Here is an 18398-nt window from a genome sequence, read left to right on the forward strand (position 1 = left end):
AAAAATATATATGAGTGAAACCAGTCCCAAACTGATTAATGAAAACATTTCCATTACTGTAACCCTTGAGGATAACGGTTACTATCTTTGCCACTTATCAAACCCATCACCAGATCCATCCCAAAACACCATTAATTCCTACGGTCAAACCCAAGAACACGCGATCGCGATCGCCCTCGAACAATTAGCCGATAAATATCGCCAAATTGCCGAAGACCAGCAAAATATAGATATACTCACGGTAGAGCGCTCGCTTGATGGCGAAGCAATTAGCAAGCTCTACCATGTAACACTTCATTTTGAATGCACTATTGACGCAGAATCGAAATTTGAAGCAATGCACGACACAATAATGGGCAATACTGTAGTAGAAAATGGCAAAATCACTGTCATAGAAGTTGCTGAAGATCTGCCATTTGCAGATATTTTAGAACTTGGTGCGTAGTTAGAACAAAAAAAAGAAAAGCGCGATTGCACCTTTCTTTTTTATGATGGTAGTCATGCCAAGATTTCAAAGCCGACTTTTTAATTGGATTGATACCTCCTTACCCGCCCAAATCGGACGCAGCGTAAGGCGATCGCTCGATCAAAAAATTCGCCAACTCGCAGGACTACCGATCCAAGAGTTGCCACGCTTGCTAGCCTATCAAGCAGCCAAAGCAGCGCTATATCCCATATATCTGCTCACCTCGACCACCAAACGCATTTTCCCAGCCCTCGATCGCAGCAAAATTGATCCCAAAGAAAAACTGCGATCGCAACCAGAAGCAACAGGGCTACTACCAAAATCTGCAAGCCAAGAACTAGATCAAACAACAGATCAAAAAGTAGAGCCAACTAATGACCTACCCAAGCCAGAAATCCCATTATTTTTTCGTCCATTAGCTAAATTTTTAGACTGGATCGATCGCACCAAAGCGCAATTAGATCGCAAAATATTTGCGATCGTGAAACGACAGCCAGAAAACCTCTCAACCACCAAAGCCTCAGAACTAGAACCAAAACTAATCGCCAATCGTCTCTTTGCTGAAATCTGGCGGCAACAGATAGACCAAGCCCAAGCAGAACAAAACTCATTAAAAGAAAATAACGGACTATCTGAAAATGTCGCTCTAGGCAAAAACAAAAGACTAGAGCAATTACGACGCTTGATAGAAGCTGCGATCGCCTACTTCTTTGGCAATCAAGAACAGACTCAAGATCAAAGCATAGAAAGTAATCAAGTAGACGCAGAAATATTCGGGACAGAATCCCCAGAAGTGTTGTCAGATAGCCCCAAGCTCAGACGGCGACGAGTCACTGCGGCAAAATCTGGAAAGCTCAAAGAAAATGCACCTCTAGCCGAAATCAACAATCTCGATCGGTTGCGAGATCTTATAGCTGCCGCAATTGATTATTTTATTGGCAAGCGATCGCTAGATGGCGATCTTGATGGCAATCCAGCTGCCAATGCTGATGGCATCAGTGGAACACAGTCCGACCTGCTGACAGAAAAAATAATTGATAAGATTCAGTCCAGAGTTAGCAGTTATCCCAATCGCGCTCCAAATCCTGAGTTAGAATTTGATGACGCTCTCAAACTCGACAATCAACTCGAACGTCTCCAAAAGTTAATCGAAGATGCGATCGCCTATTTTTTTGGTAAGCAGCGATCTCAACCAACCCTAGATGAAACCTCGGACATTACTCCCAGCGCTGAGGCTTGGTTAACGATGGAGGATCTATTTGGCGATGATAATGGACCCTGGCCGCTCCCATTGGAATATGAATCCATCGCATTTAGCAAATCACCAGATCGGACAGCCATCCATTCATCGAGTGAGTTACAGAATTTTGAAACCACGACCACCCAAATCTCCCAAGATCAACTTGAAGGTAGTCTAGTTTTTGAGGAAGAATTATTGATGTATCAATCGCAAAGCTCCGACAGCGATAGCGATCGACCTCTACGAGCATGGATTGAAACGAAGGCAAATCTTTGGGGCTACGCCAACAATCCTGTAATGAGATTACTCATTTGGATTGATGCGATCGTTGTCAAGATCGAAAACTTGATTATTAAATTATGGAAAGGATTAATCAATTTTCCGAAACGCCTAATTAATTTCATCCGTTATGGAAAATTTAGATAGAAGCCCTGCACTCAAGTGCAGGCTAAAAGCTCAAACCCGTTGAAACGAGTTAATTAGCCTACATTCAGTAGGGAATCGGGACTAAAGAATGAGATTTGTAGGGGCGGGTTTTGCCGATATACCCTGCTTGCAGTAAAGAATTATCAACTAAACCCGCCCCTACAGCACTACTTATAAGATGTTCTTTCTAAAGCACAGCGGCGCATAATTTTTGCCAATGCTTCCAAATGATCACCATTGCCATGGTGTCAAGGCGGCAATATTGATAGAGTAATTCTTTCCATTGCGATCGCATTGCTTGATTGTGAAGCCCCAGATCGCGATTTTCGCCAAACATCAAGTCTTGATAGGCAAGCATCGCGCCAGCGCCCTCATTCACAACTTGAATGAGATCGCCTATTTGCAATTGTGCTAATACATCATAGGGATTGAGAATCTCGCCATCAACTTCTCGATAGTATTCCTGAAAATAAGGGATTTCATGCAAATAGGGATTGGTTTTCCAGATCGCAGGCAACACACATTTTAGAGAAGTGCGACCTTTCATTAATGGATGGAAGTAATGCTTAAGGGTGATAGCATTCATATCGACTAAATTGGATTTGCCCTTAGTTCCTAGTTTGGCAGTATTGGCAAGCCATGTTTGTAACTGAGGATTGTGATATCCATAGGTTTGCATTTGATAGTAGATATCACGCAACACACTATTCTCATGGGTTGCCCATGTCAGAATAGTACCGCGATCGCCAAGGGCTTCCATCAACGATTCAGCGAACTGGAAATTTGGAAAAGTATTTTCTAAATCAAGCCATTCAGTTTGAACAGGGAGCGCATCTGGCTCTGCGATCGTGTGACAACTCCACTGAAAGGCAACCTGCTCATAGGTTTGCATCCCTGCGCGATAGGGGATGACCATGCGTGAAGTTTCAAAATCAATAAAATGAATCGGATATTCAACCTGTTTGATAATTGTCGGGAGTTGCTCAGAAATCCATTCCTTATTCTTTTGGGTATATTCAATCTGAATCAATTGGCGATAGCTATAAGTATAATCATCGAGTGCTTCTAAGGGAACGTCAAACATACTTGCTTTCCCTTGCAAAATTAACTCATTGACCAGAGGAGCCTCATGGCTACCAATTCTCCCCATTTGATAGAGTTCTAGTACATGATGTTCTACATCAGCAAGATCGCCCCAACATTGCTTAAATCCATCGCGCTCATCGCGATCGTTAGCACGATATTCGCAGCTTTTACAGCCCTTACTAATCGGTGCAAAGATTTCAGGAGATCGCTCGATTAGGTAGTCTAGATATTTTTGAGCAGCGGTAATCGTTGGCTCGATTAATTCAGCAACTTCAGTTTCGATGCTAACCTTGGTAAGAAATTGATCTTTTTCTAGTTCCTGAATATCCCCAGTAAAATTAACAGCAACACCATTGAGTTTGGAAAAGGAATTTCGATGGCTGGATAGACGCTGAATCTGAAAATAGGAGGCAAAATTGTCAATTGCGGTGGTTTTTGTGCGATCGGGAACCAGCAAGTAAGGCGAAATCTCAACCTTGAGATCTGGTAAATGCTGAGCTAGCATTTCTTGCAAAATCCCGACTTGGTAAGCGACATCTTCAATGATGTATCTCCATTCACCGCCGACTTTACCAGTACGTTTATTACGAAAGAGCGAAAGATTGCGATATTTGACTAAGTCTTCGTGGGTATTACTATCAAATCCCTTAGATCTAATTTCAATAATTTCAATGCGATCGCCTTGCTTCACCAGAATATCCGCACGGGCAAGCTTATGATTGTGATAAAGAACAGGCTCAAAGAGAACTACATTCTCTTGTTGTAAATAAGCGATCGTTTCTTGGGCAGCATTGACTAAGCTTTCCTCAGTTTTGAGGTTTGCAGAAATATAGATCCCATCTGGATAAAGCAGGTGGGCAATCTTACTAACAATAAAATTTCCGTCAGCTAATATTCTGGTATACCCATCAACGCGATCGACAGTAGGATAGCCCAACTTCTTGTAATAAAGTTTGGTTGTACAACTGCGGGCAGTCTTAAGATCGGATTTCGTTAGATAAATAGGGTGAGACATACTGCCAAAAAAACTTCGCAGTATAAATTTAGCACGAGAGAGCTTAAACCCCAAAAAAGAAAAGCGCCCGCTTTTCTTTTTTGGGGTTTTGAGATTGCATCACGAAATCGTGATTTTAGGGCTGTTGTACCAATTGTAAGTTGGACTGTCAGGATCGTCATCCACACCCAACTTACTCTCCGCACCATCAATTCGCATCCGCACCAAATACTCACCCGCCTTGACATTCGTAATTAGGATCTCAATTGTGGAGCTAGTATCAGGTAGAGGTGGACGATCGAATAGATAGACAGAAGGACTATCAGCCGTCCATTCATTCAGGGCTAAAACTACTTTCTGCTTCTCCCGCACTAGCACATCTAACTGCACCACCACCACCGCCGATCGCAAGTCTTCTTCGATCGCTTCTAGTTGAGTCACAGTCACACTCACAATCGTCGGACATAGTACAAATGGCATCACATTCGAGGCGATCGCATTGGTAATCAATGGCGAAGTGCTACTAATGCGATGGATGACTTGCAAACTCTGTACTCCCGCTTGGATTTGTGGTAGAACCATATCCGCAAGCGAAAAAGTGATTTCGCGATCCTGCACCGAAGTTGGCGTAATTACCAAATCCCCAACATGGATTTCTACAGTCTGGCTCTGGAGAGATCGCCCACGAACGATCATTACACTACCGATCACAATCGGCTCAAATCGACTGCCCTGAGCCACAACTTGCTCAATATAGGGCGAAGCAGGAAACGGAACCAGCCCCGCGGGTGAAGCATCGCGAATTGGCAAGGCTCTCTGAAAGTTTTCCCGACCTTCGACAATCACTAGACAAGCTCGATAGGCGATCGATAACACATAGGGAACTTGATAAAATACTGACCAAGCTTTAGATAAATCTTCAAGCGAAATATCTATTGGCACAATATTGATCTGTTGAATCTGATCGGCAAGATCGGAATCCAACAGAAATGGAAATGTCGAATCATTGCAAGTCGAACGAATCATTTCAGTGGTAAGAATTCGTTTGTCCGCAAGGGTGCTTACTACGCTTCCTAATACTCTTTGTGGCTGTAGTTCTGCATCATTGCCATAGCAACTCATCATGTAACAAAGATCGACAGCCACTTGACGATTGAGAGGATTGCCCTTGGTGCGATTGGGCGTAGAGTCATAGTTGGCTAGTGAAGGATTGCTGGTTACTTGGTATAGAAAGATATTTACTCCCACCTCAGGCGCACCTGTGGAAATCCCCCCTGGAGGTAAAGTAGTAGCTCGCGCACCTTCAATATCCTGTTGAATGACTGACTGCAATACCCGTTGCAATGTAGCCGTTACCGTCGCGATCGCTAAATAATTACTCATCTCCACTCACCAAACCTAATTTCAACGCCCTGACGATCGCCTGTGTGCGGCTAGCCACACCTAACTTCTCAAATACACTAGTGAGATGCGCTTTGACTGTGGCGATCGTCACATGTAGATAGCGAGAAATATCTTCGTTTGATGCTCCTTTAATGAGCCAGTTCAATACCTCCTGTTCGCGATCGGTAAGATGGATTGTGGAATGCCCCTGTAGCGATCGCCCTGCATAAAAATGAAAAATCCGAAAGAAGCTCGTTGCAATATCGGGTGGCAAAAAGATTTCATCATTCATAACCGTCGAGATTGCCTCATAAAGTTGACTGCCAATGCGATCTTTCGCCACATACCCTCTTGCTCCCAATTGCATTGCTCTAAATACTAATTCATCTTCACGATTCGCAGACAAAATTAAAACTTTGCCATGATAATCTAACTTTTTGAGATCCATCAGCACTTTTAGCCCACTATCTTCGGGTGATTTTAAATCCAGTTTTACATCTAAAAGAATTAATGCAGGCTTCTGCTCGACTACCAGTTTGATTGCTTGGTCGCAAGAGGTAGCTTCCCCAACAATTTTAAACTGGAGATAACAATCATCACTATAAAAACTTAGCAGTGTGTGTAACCCGCGACGGAAATTGGAGTCATTTTCTACCAATAAAACCGATACTATCTGAGCCGTTGTTGTCATAGATCATTTGCTATAGATCTTTATCTAGAAGTAAGTAGCTAAGCATAATTAAATATAAAATCCCAAAATCTGTACCGCTCGCGTAGCGGGCGGTACAGATTTTAGTTTTGGTTTTTTAATTATGCTGAGTTACTTATTTAGAAGTATAGACTAAAGTCTAATAACCCTTAATTTTGATCATCCCTACTGTATACGTCTATAGACATAGTTATTACGGGTGGCATATGGCACTAGACTACTTCGCCCCGGGCGTATACGTCGAAGAGGTTGATAAAGGCAGTCGTCCCATTGAAGGCATCAGCCTCAGTGTGGCAGGTTTTATCGGGTTTACCGAAGACGTACGCGGAGATGCTGAGCTTTTTAAACCAATGATGGTCACATCATGGGATCAATACCGTGAATACTTCGCAGCCCCTGGTTCCGATGGATACACTGACTTTGATGCTTACTTGCCCTTCGCCGTTAATGGTTGGTTCGTTAATGGTGGTGGACGTTGCTGGGTGTCTAGCATCGGCACAAAACTTCCCGGATCTGAGCCTCCAGCCCCTGAGGCAACTGCACTTCGGATTGGCACATCGAACAACAAGCCCACCTTGATGTTTAACATCAAGCCAGCCCCAGCCTCTGAAAGCCAGTTAGCGCTTCCTTCGACCAGCGATCGCATCAAAGTCATCATTCAAGAAAGCACTCCCAAACCCTTGCCTGAAGATGCTCCTGCCGATACCGAGCCACCCCTAAATACTGGTGAATTTTTCAACGTAATCGTTGTCCAAGGTGGACAAGAACTGGAAAAATACGAGCATGTCTCGATGAATCCACAGGTAGCTACAGCTGTCGCTGACTATGTTGTAACCGCGATCGCTGATTCAGAATATGTCACCATCGCCGATATCTCCACCAGTGGACAACCTCTCTCTCGTCGCCCCGCCAATGGTGCTTATGAAATTGCACCACCGCCTTATATTTCCTCGATCGATCGCTTTGCTCGCGACTTGCTAGGACAAAGAGACGATCGCACTGGCATTCAAGGCATGTTTGAAATCGATGAAACGGCGATGATTGCCTGCCCAGATCTAATGCGCGTCTATGAAGCAGGTTTGATCGACATCGATCAAGTACATGGTGTCATGGAAATGATGCTCAGCATGTGCGAAAACTCCTTCCCAGGTCCCGCCTTCCGCATGGCAGTAATCGATCCTCCTCCGATCAAGCCATCCAAAGGCATGGAAGCTGTATCTCCCGATCGCCAAAAGCCTCAAGACGTAGCCCAATGGTTGAGCATGTTCAACCGCCGTTCCATGTTTGGCGCACTCTACTACCCTTGGATCAAAGTCGCCAACCCTCGCAAAGGCGGCAAACCATCCTACGTTCCACCCTGTGGACATGTTATGGGGCTTTGGTGTCGCACTGACCAATCACGCGGTATCTTCAAAGCTCCTGCTAACGACACCCCTAGAGGCGTTCTTGGCTTAGCCTACGAAACCAATATGCGTGAGCAAGAAATGCTCAACCCCATCGGCATCAATTGCATCCGTAACTTTGCCAGCTACAATCGTGGCTTCAAGGTATGGGGCGCACGCACCTTGGTCGAGCCAGACAACATTCAATGGCGCTACATCAGTGTCCGCCGCTTGATTAGCTATATTGAGAAATCGATTGAAATTGGTACTCAATGGGTTGTCTTTGAACCCAACGACACCGACTTGTGGGCAAGAGTAACCCGTACCGTCAGTAACTTCCTCGAAGGACTTTGGCGGAATGGAGCATTATTTGGCGGCGCATCATCAGAAGCGTTTTATGTCAAATGTGATGCCACTCTCAATACCCACGAAACCATGATGATGGGTCGTTTATATATTGAAGTCGGTATTTGTCCTGTCCGTCCTGCTGAATTTGTGATCTTCCGCGTCAGTCAGTGGTCACCTAACAGTTAACGATTTATTAAGAAGAACACCCATAGGGTGTTCTTCTTATATAAACCCCTAAAATTTGTGTTAGTCATGCAATGTAATTGTGTTGTGAGCGCCTCGCTCCCGCAACACAATTACTAAAAAAACTACTTTGCAACACTACCAAATTTATTTATCGCTTTTTTAAGATTTATGCTGCAATTCTTACCGATTGATAGCTTTAGATTTTAAAATAGTTATTTATCAGCACAAACCTGTAAATCAGATTTCAAGGAGGAAGAATGGCAGAACTTAAACCAATTCCTACTAGTCGATACTATGTAGAATTTGCTGGGTTGGAAGAAAAACTAATTAAAAGTGTATCTGAAGTTAGTTTTACAGGGCAAACCGCAGGGCATGAAAAGCCACTAGCATCCACTAAGGGCGGCAAAACCCTTTGGCAAAGTACATCGGCAGGTTTTGAAGAAAACCCCAATGTTACGATTGAAGTCTATGTTACCGAAGGGGATATGTCCTTCTACAATTGGTTCCTAGCCACCATGCCTAAAAGTGAAGGAGGCAAAGGAGAGTGGTCAAAGAACCGTAAGAATGGTTCAATCACTGCTTACGACAGCGAAGATGCAGAGGTAATTCGTTGGGATCTAATCAACTGTTGGGCTAAATCTTACAAAGTAAGTGATTTTAGCTCTGAAAGTAAAGATTTAGCGGTCGAAACCTACGAAATTATCGCTGAACAAATCAACCGAGTGAAGTAGATTCGCTTACATTTCGTCTATGGCATTATTAAAATTTTGAGGGCATAAAAATATGGCAAAAGGTGAAATTTTAGCCTCTTCTAAATATTACTTTAGCTTAACGGGGCTGGAGGACTTGGTTGTGAAAAAGGTGAGTGGTATTGGCTCCACTCTCCAAACGGCAGGAGACAGTAAGTCCTATGGAGTATCGAAAGGCGCTAAATCAGTAATTCAAGCTACTGTTACAGGTTCAACTAATAGCAAGCTCACTGTTGAGTTTGTCTGTACTGTCGGTGACGATCGCCTGATCAAATGGTACAGTAACTCGCATTCTGAATCATTTGCAGGTGGTGGAACTCAAACCAAGGGCGAGCGCAAAACTGGTACAATTACTCTTTACAATCAGGGCGGTGAGGCTGCTGCGACTTGGGAAGTGACTGGAGTCATGCCTGCCAGCTACAAGTCAATTAAGCTAGAAGCTGGTTCTGAAGGACTAGCCACCGAGACGATTGAATTTGTATATGAGACTTTGCACCGCAAAACTTAAAAAACAGGGATGAGTGGTGCTGAGCATCACTCATCCTAAAATTTGCAAGAAGGTAATTTCATGGCAGACGAACCGCAAATAGAATTTTTAGCTAATTCTAAATTTTATGTAGAAATTACTTTGCAGGGTAGTCTCGAAAAAATTGACGGCTACTTTATGGAATGTAGTGGGTTTTCGCGCAGTCAGGAAGCAATTGAAATTGTTGAAGTCACTCCGCAAGTATGGGGCAAGAGCAGTTCGACGAAAGGACGCGTTGTCCGTACAAAGCTACCTGGAAATGTCAAAAGCGAGAATATTACGCTCAAACAAGGGCTGAATATTTCCATGACCATGTGGAATTGGTTAAAAGCCGTTGAAAATGGTAACTGGGCGCAACAACTCCGAGATGGTGATATCACTATTTACGATCAATCTTCTACAGAAAAAGCAAGATTTCGATTTAATGGCGCTTGGCCGATGCGTTACAAAGTGTCAGACTTTAAAGCTGATGGTAGCGAATTTGCGATTACTGAGGTAGAGTTATGCGTCAGGGACTTTTTACGCATTAGTTAATAGATTAATTAAACGCTTATGGTTAAAATATGGTTCAAATATGATTCAAACAGAGTTTGAATTTACGTTACCCAAGGGTTATGTGGATGGTGATGGCAATCTGCATCGTAAAGGTGTAATGCGTTTGTCTAGAGCGATCGATGAGATTGTACCAATGCGTGATCCGCGTGTAAGGAGTAATCCTGCTTATGCAACTGTAATTATTTTAGCTAGAGTAATTATTAAATTAGGGGGATTAGAAGAAATTAGTTCGATGGTAATCGAAAATTTATTCGCTAGCGATCTCAGTTATTTACAAAAGTTTTATCGACAGATTAATGAGCTAGAAGATGCAGAATGGAGTGGGTTACCTGAAGAGACAGAACATCCTGCTAGCTGAGATATCTACAAAAGATAAGATATAGCACTTTGTCCAGATCTTATCTTGCAGTACTTTCCGATCAAATGAATCACAATAAATTTTTAAAAGTGTGGCAAAGCCACACTTTTAAAAATTTTATTGGTTTGGATTTGAGATCAAAGTGTTATCAGAAACTTTAGCGATTTCTTGTAATATCTGGTCAAACACTTTCCTTAAGATTAGCTTTTCCGTGGAAAACACATGGGGAACTTCATCGACATCATCCAAAGAATTACTATCTAAAACTAGACAGCTTTCGCAATCAGCCATCAGCCATTCTAGTTGGAGTAACGCCTCGCGATCACCTAATTCGCTGCTATAGCCCTCTCGAAATTCAAGCTCTATATCTGAGTCGTAACCATCAACGGGAATAAAAGCAGTTAATTTTGCATGATAACGAAGATTAAACTCTACAGCATATCCCAGCTTGATTAAGATCTTTTCTAACAATGTATAAGTAAGCATATTAAGGTTGATCCTAAACTGGTGGGGCTCCATCGATCGCATCTTCAGCTTTACTATTATATCGTGGCGATCCCCTTTATAAAAAATCCTCAATTGCGCCTAAAGCTTTGAGTGTAGATTTTTGAGCCTCAGTCAATCCCTTTACCTTAGCAATATTTGTATCTTCATAGGGTCTAGGAATTTTCAGCAATTTTAAACTCTTTCCAGTTTGAATATTCCAAAGCCGATTAGTCCCATCTTCGCCGCCACTAGCTAAAATTTGTCCTCCAGCACTAAAAATCACATCACCCATATAACCAATCCCAAAATCTTCTTCCAAATTGGTTAAGTATTGATGAGTCTGTAAACACCAGAGCTTTATCCGTAAGGTATATCCACTGAATGCGAGGATCGGAGAAGTTGGACTTAGAGAAAGCGTCCAGATCGGAAACTGGCTTTGTATTGTCTTAGTACAAATTCCTGTTGCTAGATCCCAGAACTTGATTGAGCGATCTACACTGCCACTAATTAACATTCCCTCTTGACTAAAAGCTAAGCTTTCGATGCGATCGCTATGTCCCGCTAAAGTCATCAGACATTCAGGCGATCGCAGATCCCAAATTTTAATCGTGCCATCCCAACTGCCACTAGCAAGGATTTCACCATTGGCATGAATCACTAAGGCTTGGATCGGACTGATATGACCGCACAAAGTATTTAAACATTCTCCCGTTTGCAGATGCCAAAGCTTAATTGTGCGATCGCCACTTCCTGAAATCAACATCTCGCCATTAGGAGAGAAAATCACAAATCTCACCCAAGTAGAATGTCCTTGGAGGATTTGGGCGCAGGTTCCATTTTTACTGTCAAAAATCTTGACCGTATGGTCATAGTTACCACAGGCAAAGGTTTGCTGGTCGGGGCTAAAGGCAACTTGCATCACTCCCGATGTACCCAGATCGAAATTTCTCAAACATTTTGCATTCTGCACATCCCAAACCCTGATGCTCTGTTCTTCATAACTAAATGAGAAGAGAAGATCGCCATCAGGACTAAAAACAACAGGTTTAGTAGCTCTATGATACCCCTGAATGGTTCTAATACATTGACCAGTTCCCACATCCCATAACTTCACAATCCGATCGTCGCTTCCACTAACTAACACCTTCGTATCGGGACTAAAGGCAACCGACCAAATGCGATTTTTGTGACCATACAGAGTTCTAATTACTTCACCCGTACTCACTGACCAAAGCTTCACCGTTTCATCATCACCCGCACTCGCTAGCATTTGACCATCGGCACTGAAAGCGATCGCCCAAATCTGTTTCTGATGCCCAGCGATCTCGCTCACAATTTGCCCCGTATTAACATCCCAAATCTTGATCAGACCATCTTCACCAGCACTAGCAAGCTGTCCTTCTAAACTATGAGCTTCGATTTGTGGCGCAAAGGCTAGGGAATAGACCGCATTAAAATCTACAATTGTCCGCCGACATTCTCCAGTTTGCACGCTCCATAGTTTAATGGTTCGATCTAAGCTGCAACTGGCAAGCATTTGACCATCAGGACTAAAGGCAACCGATCTCACGATCTGCTCGTGTCCCTCTAAGGTCATCAAGCATTTGCCTGTCTTGACTTTGGTAAGTTTGACTGTGCGATCGCCACCACAACTAGCAATCAGTCGATCGTCAGGACTAAAGGCAATGCTAGCAACCCCAAGCGCATGGGCTTCCATCGAAAGGAGACATTCTCCTGTTTTGACTTTCCACAGCTTAATTGTGCGATCAAGGCTACCGCTCGCAAGCGTTTTGCCATCATGACTGAAGGCAAGCGCAAATATAAATTCGCTATGGGCTTGGGTTTTGAAGAGTTGACTGCCATCAGTTACAAGCCATAGATAAATCCAACCCCTAACATCGCTAGTGGCTAAAATCTTGCCATCTGGACTAAAGGCAGTCGCCATCACACTACTAAAGGTCACGCGAAAAGCAGATTTAGACAGATCGCAGTTAGAGAAGTTCACTCGATGAAGTTCCACTTCTCTAAGGTCAGCTTGCCAAATCGATAAATTAGAGAAATCGTAACCCGTCAGATCTATATGCAGATAGCAGAGGAGATTCAGCAAATTGCCACCTGCATAGCCTTGCTTTGGTGGAATTTCTGTTTTAAGCCTCGTTAATGCTGCTGCGATCGCTTGATAGTCCACCTTATCCGCAACAGACTGGAGGATAAAGCGAGTTTGAGCGTCGCGAATGTAATCTTTGGCAGTGGCTTCGATGAGAGCGTGACTATGGAGCAAATTCAGTTTCTGTTCAGCGCAGTTAATCTCCTGACAAATCTTTTCGATGAATTGATAATTGACATATTCCATCACTACAGGCTGGAGCGTAAATCCAGTAGCCGTAACTTCGAGCAGCGATCGCTTTTTCAATAATTCCAGAGTCGTGATTAGTCTTTGCTTGGATTCTCGCGATAGTAAGCTCTCCTTGAGACTGAGAATCGAAATTGGTTCGCGGGCGATCGCTAGCCAATACATCACCTCCTGCTCCGCTTCCGATAGTCTCAAAAATTGCCGATGGAGCAAATCCTGAATATCACCAAAGGTCAGTCCACCTTCCCGCATTAAAGCTAGCATTTGGGCAACATCACCGCCCAGTAAATCACGAATCCCTGCGGCGACAATTTTCAGAGCTAGGGGATTGCCCGCATAATGCGTGATAATTTCCTGCCATTCTGCATCATTCGCCGCAATAGATTCTCGCTCGAATATCTGCAATCCATCCTGTTGCGATAAGCCTGATAAATTTAGCGATCGCACTTTGTCACCGATCAATCGCGATAGTTCGGGTGGTGTTTCGCGACTGGTCATCACCAAACAGCTTTGATGGCTACGTTCGCCGATATATCTCAGCAAATCGCCATAACCTTCATAACCAGATCGATAGTAATAGCGATCGCTCAGAATCGATTCCCAATTATCAATTACCAGCAAACATCGCCGCGCATCTAAATAGCGCATCAGTAGGTCAAGCTGTGCAGGTAAAGTATCGGGAAGTTCAAGCGGTTGTGGATGAGAGAGAAATTGCAAAATATCGGTGAGGATGCTCTCGAAGGATGGGGCATTGCGGAGCGATCGCCAGATCGTAAATTCAAATTCTTCTTTTAATTGATGGGCTAGTTGCGACGCTAACGAAGTTTTGCCCATGCCACCCATGCCCAAAATGGTGACAATTTGATAGCGATCGCCCATTATCCATTGCTCTAGCTGTTGTAGTTCGGCAGTACGTCCATAGAAATTACGAACTTGCTGCGCCCCTTTCAAATCGATTTGTGGAGTCCTTGCGATCGCCTCTTGCAAATCCACACCCAAAAATTCACAGATCTGCGTGAATGTATCTTGGCGAATATCATCCCCCTGAAAAAAACGCTTAGCCACACCAATCGATCCAGCCCTTTCTAAGACTTGGCTAGCGGTTTGGGACAGTCCAAGCTGACGCAATTTGTCCTTGAGTATTTGCTGTCCTCGTTTAGACGCTTTTGCCATATTTTCTCGCCATAGTTTTGAAGGGCTAGCACTCTTTGCTAGCCCTATTTTACAGATCGCGGCAATAGCGATCGCTTAAAAACTGATCCTCTAACTGATCCAAACCGTGAGTCTTCAGAACAAATTAACTCAGGCATCCTATTAGTCAAGCGTTATACATAGCTAATCGGAGTTAGACATGAACAAGAATTTTTGGCTCAAAGGTTTTCAAGTTAAAGCAATCATCATCTCGCTGTCGTTAGCCTTACCAGTCGTCGTCATGGCACAAACCTTTAGCGATCGCAAAGCCACTGCTACTCCTGACGTACCTGCATATTCCTACTCAATCGCCGACCTAGCCAATGCAATGCGCTGGCATTGGTAAATACGGTTCCAGAAAAAATACTATTCCAATTTGATAAAGCCTAAATTAATAATGTGTTTAAAAAGTATCTTGTCAAGATTACGATTGGCATCTCCGCATCTCTATTGACAGCATACATAGGAATCTCTGTGATTGCCGCAAATCTCCTCTCAACTCCTACCAGAATTTTTGATGCCAAAGCAGTATCAGTCTTTAGTAAATCTCCAGAAGACATTAATTTCCTAGCTGCTGATGGAGTGGAAATAGCAGGATGGTTTCTTCCTTCAAAACTTAATAAGAAGGCGATCATCCTTGTACACGGAATGAATTCCAGTCGTACAGCAGAAATGGGTGGGCGTTTCCCAGGATTTGCTGCGGGATTGAATCGTGAGGGCTTTACAATTTTAATGATTGACTTGCGTGGTCATGGACAAAGTGGAAATGCGAGATTTACATTTGGGATAACCGAAAGACGAGATGTGATTGCGGCAGTGAATTGGTTAAAACGTAGAGGCTATCAGCCCAAAGCAATTGGCGTGCTTGGCGTATCTATGGGAGCATCAACCGCGATCGGTGCAACAGCAGAAGATTCTGATATTGGAGCCTTAGTTACGGATAGCGCCTATGCTGAAGTCTACCCAGTGATGCAACAGAATTGGAGCAATGTTTCAGGACTTCCCAATATTTTTTTGCCATCAACAATGATGTTGGGAAGTTGTCTGACTGGTTACGATCTCACCATGTCTAAGCCCGTTAACGAAATTGGAAAGATTGCTCCTCGTCCTGTGTTGATTATTCATAGCAGATCTGACCCCTTCACTCCCGTAAATCAAGCCTATGTTTTGAAATCGGCAAATCCTCTATCAGTTTATTGGGAGACATCGGCGACTAAACATGCTGAAAGCTACAATACAAATCCTCAAACTTACATTAGAAAAGTTTCTGATTTCTTTAGCCAGAACCTAAACTAAGTAGGTCATCAAAAGGAACCTGTAAATGAACAGATCCCCGACTTTTTCTATGCAAGTAAAGACAATTTGCGAATTCACAAAAAAAGTCGGGGATCTTAATCTATGCTTTTTAGAATAACTCCGCAAATTTCCTTTGGTAGACTACTAGATTAGCAATCAAGTTTTGATGAAGGTATGATTCATGTGTATGTTCTCTAGCGAAATCCAAGAAGTTAAAGATACGAAAATCTTTGCACGCTTGTCTGGCAGAGAGACTCAGTACTTAGTTTACAGTATGTCTTTAGCTGCCGACCAAGAACTCGCGATGATTCTGCCCTTACCTGTAGCCATGACATCTCACAAGTCGCTGATACGTTTCATTTCTTTAGAGAATTATCCTGATTTCTTCTCACACATAATTCAAGTGTTTGATACAGGTGATGATATGAGGTCGCCAGATATGGTAAGGTCGAGATCGATTCTAGAAGTTCATCAAGTAGGTAGTTATGAAGCCAGTTTTGTACCAAGCTTGGTAGATTTTGTGCGTTTAGATCCGCGATTTCAATTGCCTGAATCGATCTGGAATTCATTGCCCCAATATAGCGACTATGGTTTTGCCGTTTTTCATTTGCGGGTCAACAAAGAAGGAAAAAGCGAACCTTTCCATCCAATGGCTTTTGAGTTTGCAACCCGATCTCCAGATCGCCTCTTCTTCCCAACAATTCACGTACATGATGGAATGATTCATAACCAAGCATACTTCGATCATCATCTATTGTACCAAAGTAATTTCGACCCAGTAGAGCAGATTGAGTCTGTGCTGCTGATGGATGCAATGAATGGTGATCGCTCAAGTATCGACTATACACGCTTTACATATTTACCTGCTAGAAAATTTTTCCATATTGAAAAAACGTTAGGAATTGTTGATGGTTCTCAACCATGTCGAGCAGTCCGCATACATGGAGAATTTCCCAATCAAGATATCGTGCTTGCAGCTTAGGTAATTAGGTCATCAAAAGAAACCTGTAAATGCACAGATCCCCGACTTTTTCTAAGCGAGTAAAGACCATTTGCGAATTCAAAAAAAAAGTCGGGGATCTCAACCTGTGCTTTTTAGGCTTGTTTATACCTACCGACTTAGCTTTAGCTTCTACAAAAACTTATTATTTTTACTTATAATGGATTTATAAATATGCTAATAAAGAAATGGCAAGTAATTTCTAGTCTAGCAATTCTACTGCTAACATCGGCTGGATTTTGCTGGTGGAAATTCTATCTTTATCCGAAACAGACCTTATTTCAGTCAGGTAAAATAGCGGAGAACTTCCGTTCAATGGAAAGTATCTTTCCTAGCAGACCGATCGCAAAATCTACTCAACCCTACAAACTGCAAGAAAATATTCGTGAATTAAATATTTCCTACAAATTCGGCGGCAAAAACTACGCAATGCCCGATCTGCTCGATCGCACTTTCACTACTGGTATTATAGTTGTTAAAAATGATGCGATCGTCTACGAGCAGTATTTTCGAGGCAACTCGGCGAGCGCTCGGAATACATCTTGGTCGATGGCAAAATCATTTATATCGGCACTCGTTGGTATTGCGATCGCTGAAGGCAAAATCAATAGCATCAACGATCCGATCACGAAATATGTCCCCGAACTGATTAATTCTGGCTATAACAATGTTCTCATCAAGCATATTCTCCAAATGTCTTCAGGCGTTCGCTTTGATGAAGGATACTCCAATCCGAAGTCTGATATTAATGAACTTTTGCCTAAGTTGTTTCTCTATGCTCGTCCGATGGATCGAGCTATATTTGATTTTCCATCAGAAAAAGTCTCTGGCAAAGAATTTCACTATATGAGTTTGGATTCCCACGTATTGGGATTATTACTCAGACGTGCCACAGGAAGAAATATTGCCGATTACTTTCAAGAAAAACTATGGCAGCCTCTCGGAGCCGAATCTGATGCATCTTGGTTGACCGATCTGTACGGCACTGAAGTTACTTTTTGCGGTCTTAATGCGACTCTACGGGACTATGCAAAATTTGGACTACTCTATCTCCATGAAGGCAAACTTAATGGCAAGCAAATCATTCCGCAAAGTTGGGTCAAAGAATCTACTATTCCAGATCGCCCAGATATGCAAGCGGGGGCTACAGATTTTAACGAATATGCTGGCTTTGGCTATCAATATCAATGGTGGATTCCACCTGATACCGATGGAGATTTCGTCGCATTAGGTCATCGTGGACAGTTTCTTTATATTAATCCCAAGCATCAAGTGGTAATAGTTAAAACTAGCGCCGCAGAGAAACCCTTAAATAGTGAAATTAGGTTAGAAACAATGGCACTGTTACGGGCGATCGCTAGTTCTTTCTAAATAACTATAGTGACTGACACGAGAGCAGTTTAGCTTGTGGGTAGCTAGTTTGTAATTGCTTTTGCCTTTCTTGATTCGATCGCCCATAGGTATTGAGCGATCGCACCGTATCAGGTGTAGGCAATCCAGAAAGCACTTCTTGTCCAAGATCTCCAAAAATGACTACCTCTTTAATTTGCACATCGCGGTTTTGGTGTTGCTGATAAAGATCGTTATAGGTGGAGGCGCTTGCCATTTGGCTTAGGGATAAATAGCTTGAAACTCACTCTTTATCTGCCTATGTTAACCCGATT

17 protein-coding genes are annotated in these 18398 nt (G+C 43.0%); 11 read left to right on the forward strand and 6 right to left on the reverse strand.

What is annotated here, in order from left to right:
- Window positions 1-10: 10 nt before the first annotated feature.
- Together APA_RS00440 and APA_RS00445 are read left to right on the forward strand one after the other, a co-directional pair.
- Window positions 11-445: a hypothetical protein gene (locus APA_RS00440; RefSeq protein WP_201320353.1), complete on the forward strand. Its 435-nt coding sequence runs from the start codon at window positions 11-13 to the stop codon at window positions 443-445.
- A 55-nt stretch (window positions 446-500) separates the two neighbouring features.
- Entirely contained in the window at window positions 501-2132 is a 1632-nt protein-coding gene (locus APA_RS00445) for a hypothetical protein (protein ID WP_201320354.1), read from the forward strand.
- Window positions 2133-2319: 187 nt separating this feature from the next.
- On the opposite strand, the gene APA_RS00450 is transcribed toward APA_RS00445, so the two are convergent.
- The 3 genes from APA_RS00450 to APA_RS00460 form a co-directional block, all read right to left on the reverse strand.
- Window positions 2320-4233, reverse strand: coding sequence for a DUF2779 domain-containing protein (locus APA_RS00450; RefSeq protein ID WP_201320355.1), 1914 nt, complete (start codon window positions 4231-4233; stop codon window positions 2320-2322).
- Window positions 4234-4332: 99 nt separating this feature from the next.
- Window positions 4333-5595, reverse strand: a complete 1263-nt coding sequence (locus APA_RS00455; RefSeq protein WP_201320356.1) for a DUF4255 domain-containing protein — start codon at window positions 5593-5595, stop codon at window positions 4333-4335.
- Window positions 5588-6286, reverse strand: coding sequence for a response regulator transcription factor (locus APA_RS00460; RefSeq protein ID WP_201320357.1), 699 nt, complete (start codon window positions 6284-6286; stop codon window positions 5588-5590). Before APA_RS00460 ends, APA_RS00455 begins: the two co-directional genes overlap by 8 nt.
- 224 nt (window positions 6287-6510) lie before the next feature.
- Between APA_RS00460 and APA_RS00465 the strand changes: the two genes are divergently transcribed.
- From APA_RS00465 to APA_RS00485, 5 genes are all read left to right on the forward strand, one after another.
- The gene (locus tag APA_RS00465) at window positions 6511-8220 is read left to right on the forward strand and encodes a phage tail sheath C-terminal domain-containing protein (RefSeq protein WP_201320358.1); all 1710 of its coding nucleotides are present in this window, start codon (window positions 6511-6513) and stop codon (window positions 8218-8220) included.
- A 257-nt stretch (window positions 8221-8477) separates the two neighbouring features.
- Window positions 8478-8951 carry a phage tail protein gene (locus APA_RS00470; RefSeq protein ID WP_201320359.1) on the forward strand — a complete coding sequence of 158 codons (474 nt, stop codon included), beginning with the start codon at window positions 8478-8480 and terminating at the stop codon, window positions 8949-8951.
- A 52-nt stretch (window positions 8952-9003) separates the two neighbouring features.
- Window positions 9004-9477: a phage tail protein gene (locus tag APA_RS00475; RefSeq protein WP_201320360.1), complete on the forward strand. Its 474-nt coding sequence runs from the start codon at window positions 9004-9006 to the stop codon at window positions 9475-9477.
- Window positions 9478-9537: 60 nt separating this feature from the next.
- The gene (locus APA_RS00480; protein WP_201320361.1) at window positions 9538-10029 is read left to right on the forward strand and encodes a phage tail protein; all 492 of its coding nucleotides are present in this window, start codon (window positions 9538-9540) and stop codon (window positions 10027-10029) included.
- 40 nt (window positions 10030-10069) lie between these two features.
- Window positions 10070-10408, forward strand: coding sequence for a hypothetical protein (locus APA_RS00485; RefSeq protein WP_201320362.1), 339 nt, complete (start codon window positions 10070-10072; stop codon window positions 10406-10408).
- 117 nt (window positions 10409-10525) lie between these two features.
- Here the strand turns inward: APA_RS00485 and APA_RS00490 are convergent, their stop codons facing one another.
- Together APA_RS00490 and APA_RS00495 are read right to left on the reverse strand one after the other, a co-directional pair.
- The gene (locus APA_RS00490) at window positions 10526-10894 is read right to left on the reverse strand and encodes a hypothetical protein (RefSeq protein WP_201320363.1); all 369 of its coding nucleotides are present in this window, start codon (window positions 10892-10894) and stop codon (window positions 10526-10528) included.
- A 76-nt stretch (window positions 10895-10970) separates the two neighbouring features.
- Window positions 10971-14420, reverse strand: coding sequence for an NB-ARC domain-containing protein (locus APA_RS00495; protein ID WP_201320364.1), 3450 nt, complete (start codon window positions 14418-14420; stop codon window positions 10971-10973).
- A gap of 178 nt (window positions 14421-14598) precedes the next feature.
- Here APA_RS00495 and APA_RS00500 point away from each other — a divergent pair, with 178 nt between their 5' ends.
- From APA_RS00500 to APA_RS00515, 4 genes are all read left to right on the forward strand, one after another.
- Window positions 14599-14784, forward strand: a complete 186-nt coding sequence (locus APA_RS00500) for a hypothetical protein (protein WP_201320365.1) — start codon at window positions 14599-14601, stop codon at window positions 14782-14784.
- Between the two features lie 53 nt (window positions 14785-14837).
- Window positions 14838-15734, forward strand: a complete 897-nt coding sequence (locus APA_RS00505) for an alpha/beta hydrolase (protein WP_201320366.1) — start codon at window positions 14838-14840, stop codon at window positions 15732-15734.
- 187 nt (window positions 15735-15921) lie between these two features.
- On the forward strand, window positions 15922-16716 hold the full coding sequence (locus tag APA_RS00510; RefSeq protein ID WP_201320367.1) for a hypothetical protein: 795 nt from the start codon (window positions 15922-15924) through the stop codon (window positions 16714-16716).
- Between the two features lie 192 nt (window positions 16717-16908).
- Window positions 16909-18105, forward strand: a complete 1197-nt coding sequence (locus APA_RS00515) for a serine hydrolase (protein ID WP_201320368.1) — start codon at window positions 16909-16911, stop codon at window positions 18103-18105.
- A gap of 4 nt (window positions 18106-18109) precedes the next feature.
- Here the strand turns inward: APA_RS00515 and APA_RS00520 are convergent, their stop codons facing one another.
- Window positions 18110-18340: a hypothetical protein gene (locus APA_RS00520; protein WP_201320369.1), complete on the reverse strand. Its 231-nt coding sequence runs from the start codon at window positions 18338-18340 to the stop codon at window positions 18110-18112.
- Between the last annotated feature and the right edge of the window lie 58 nt (window positions 18341-18398).

Origin of the sequence: Pseudanabaena sp. lw0831, assembly GCF_016584665.1 — a bacterium.
Taxonomy (GTDB): domain Bacteria; phylum Cyanobacteriota; class Cyanobacteriia; order Pseudanabaenales; family Pseudanabaenaceae; genus Pseudanabaena.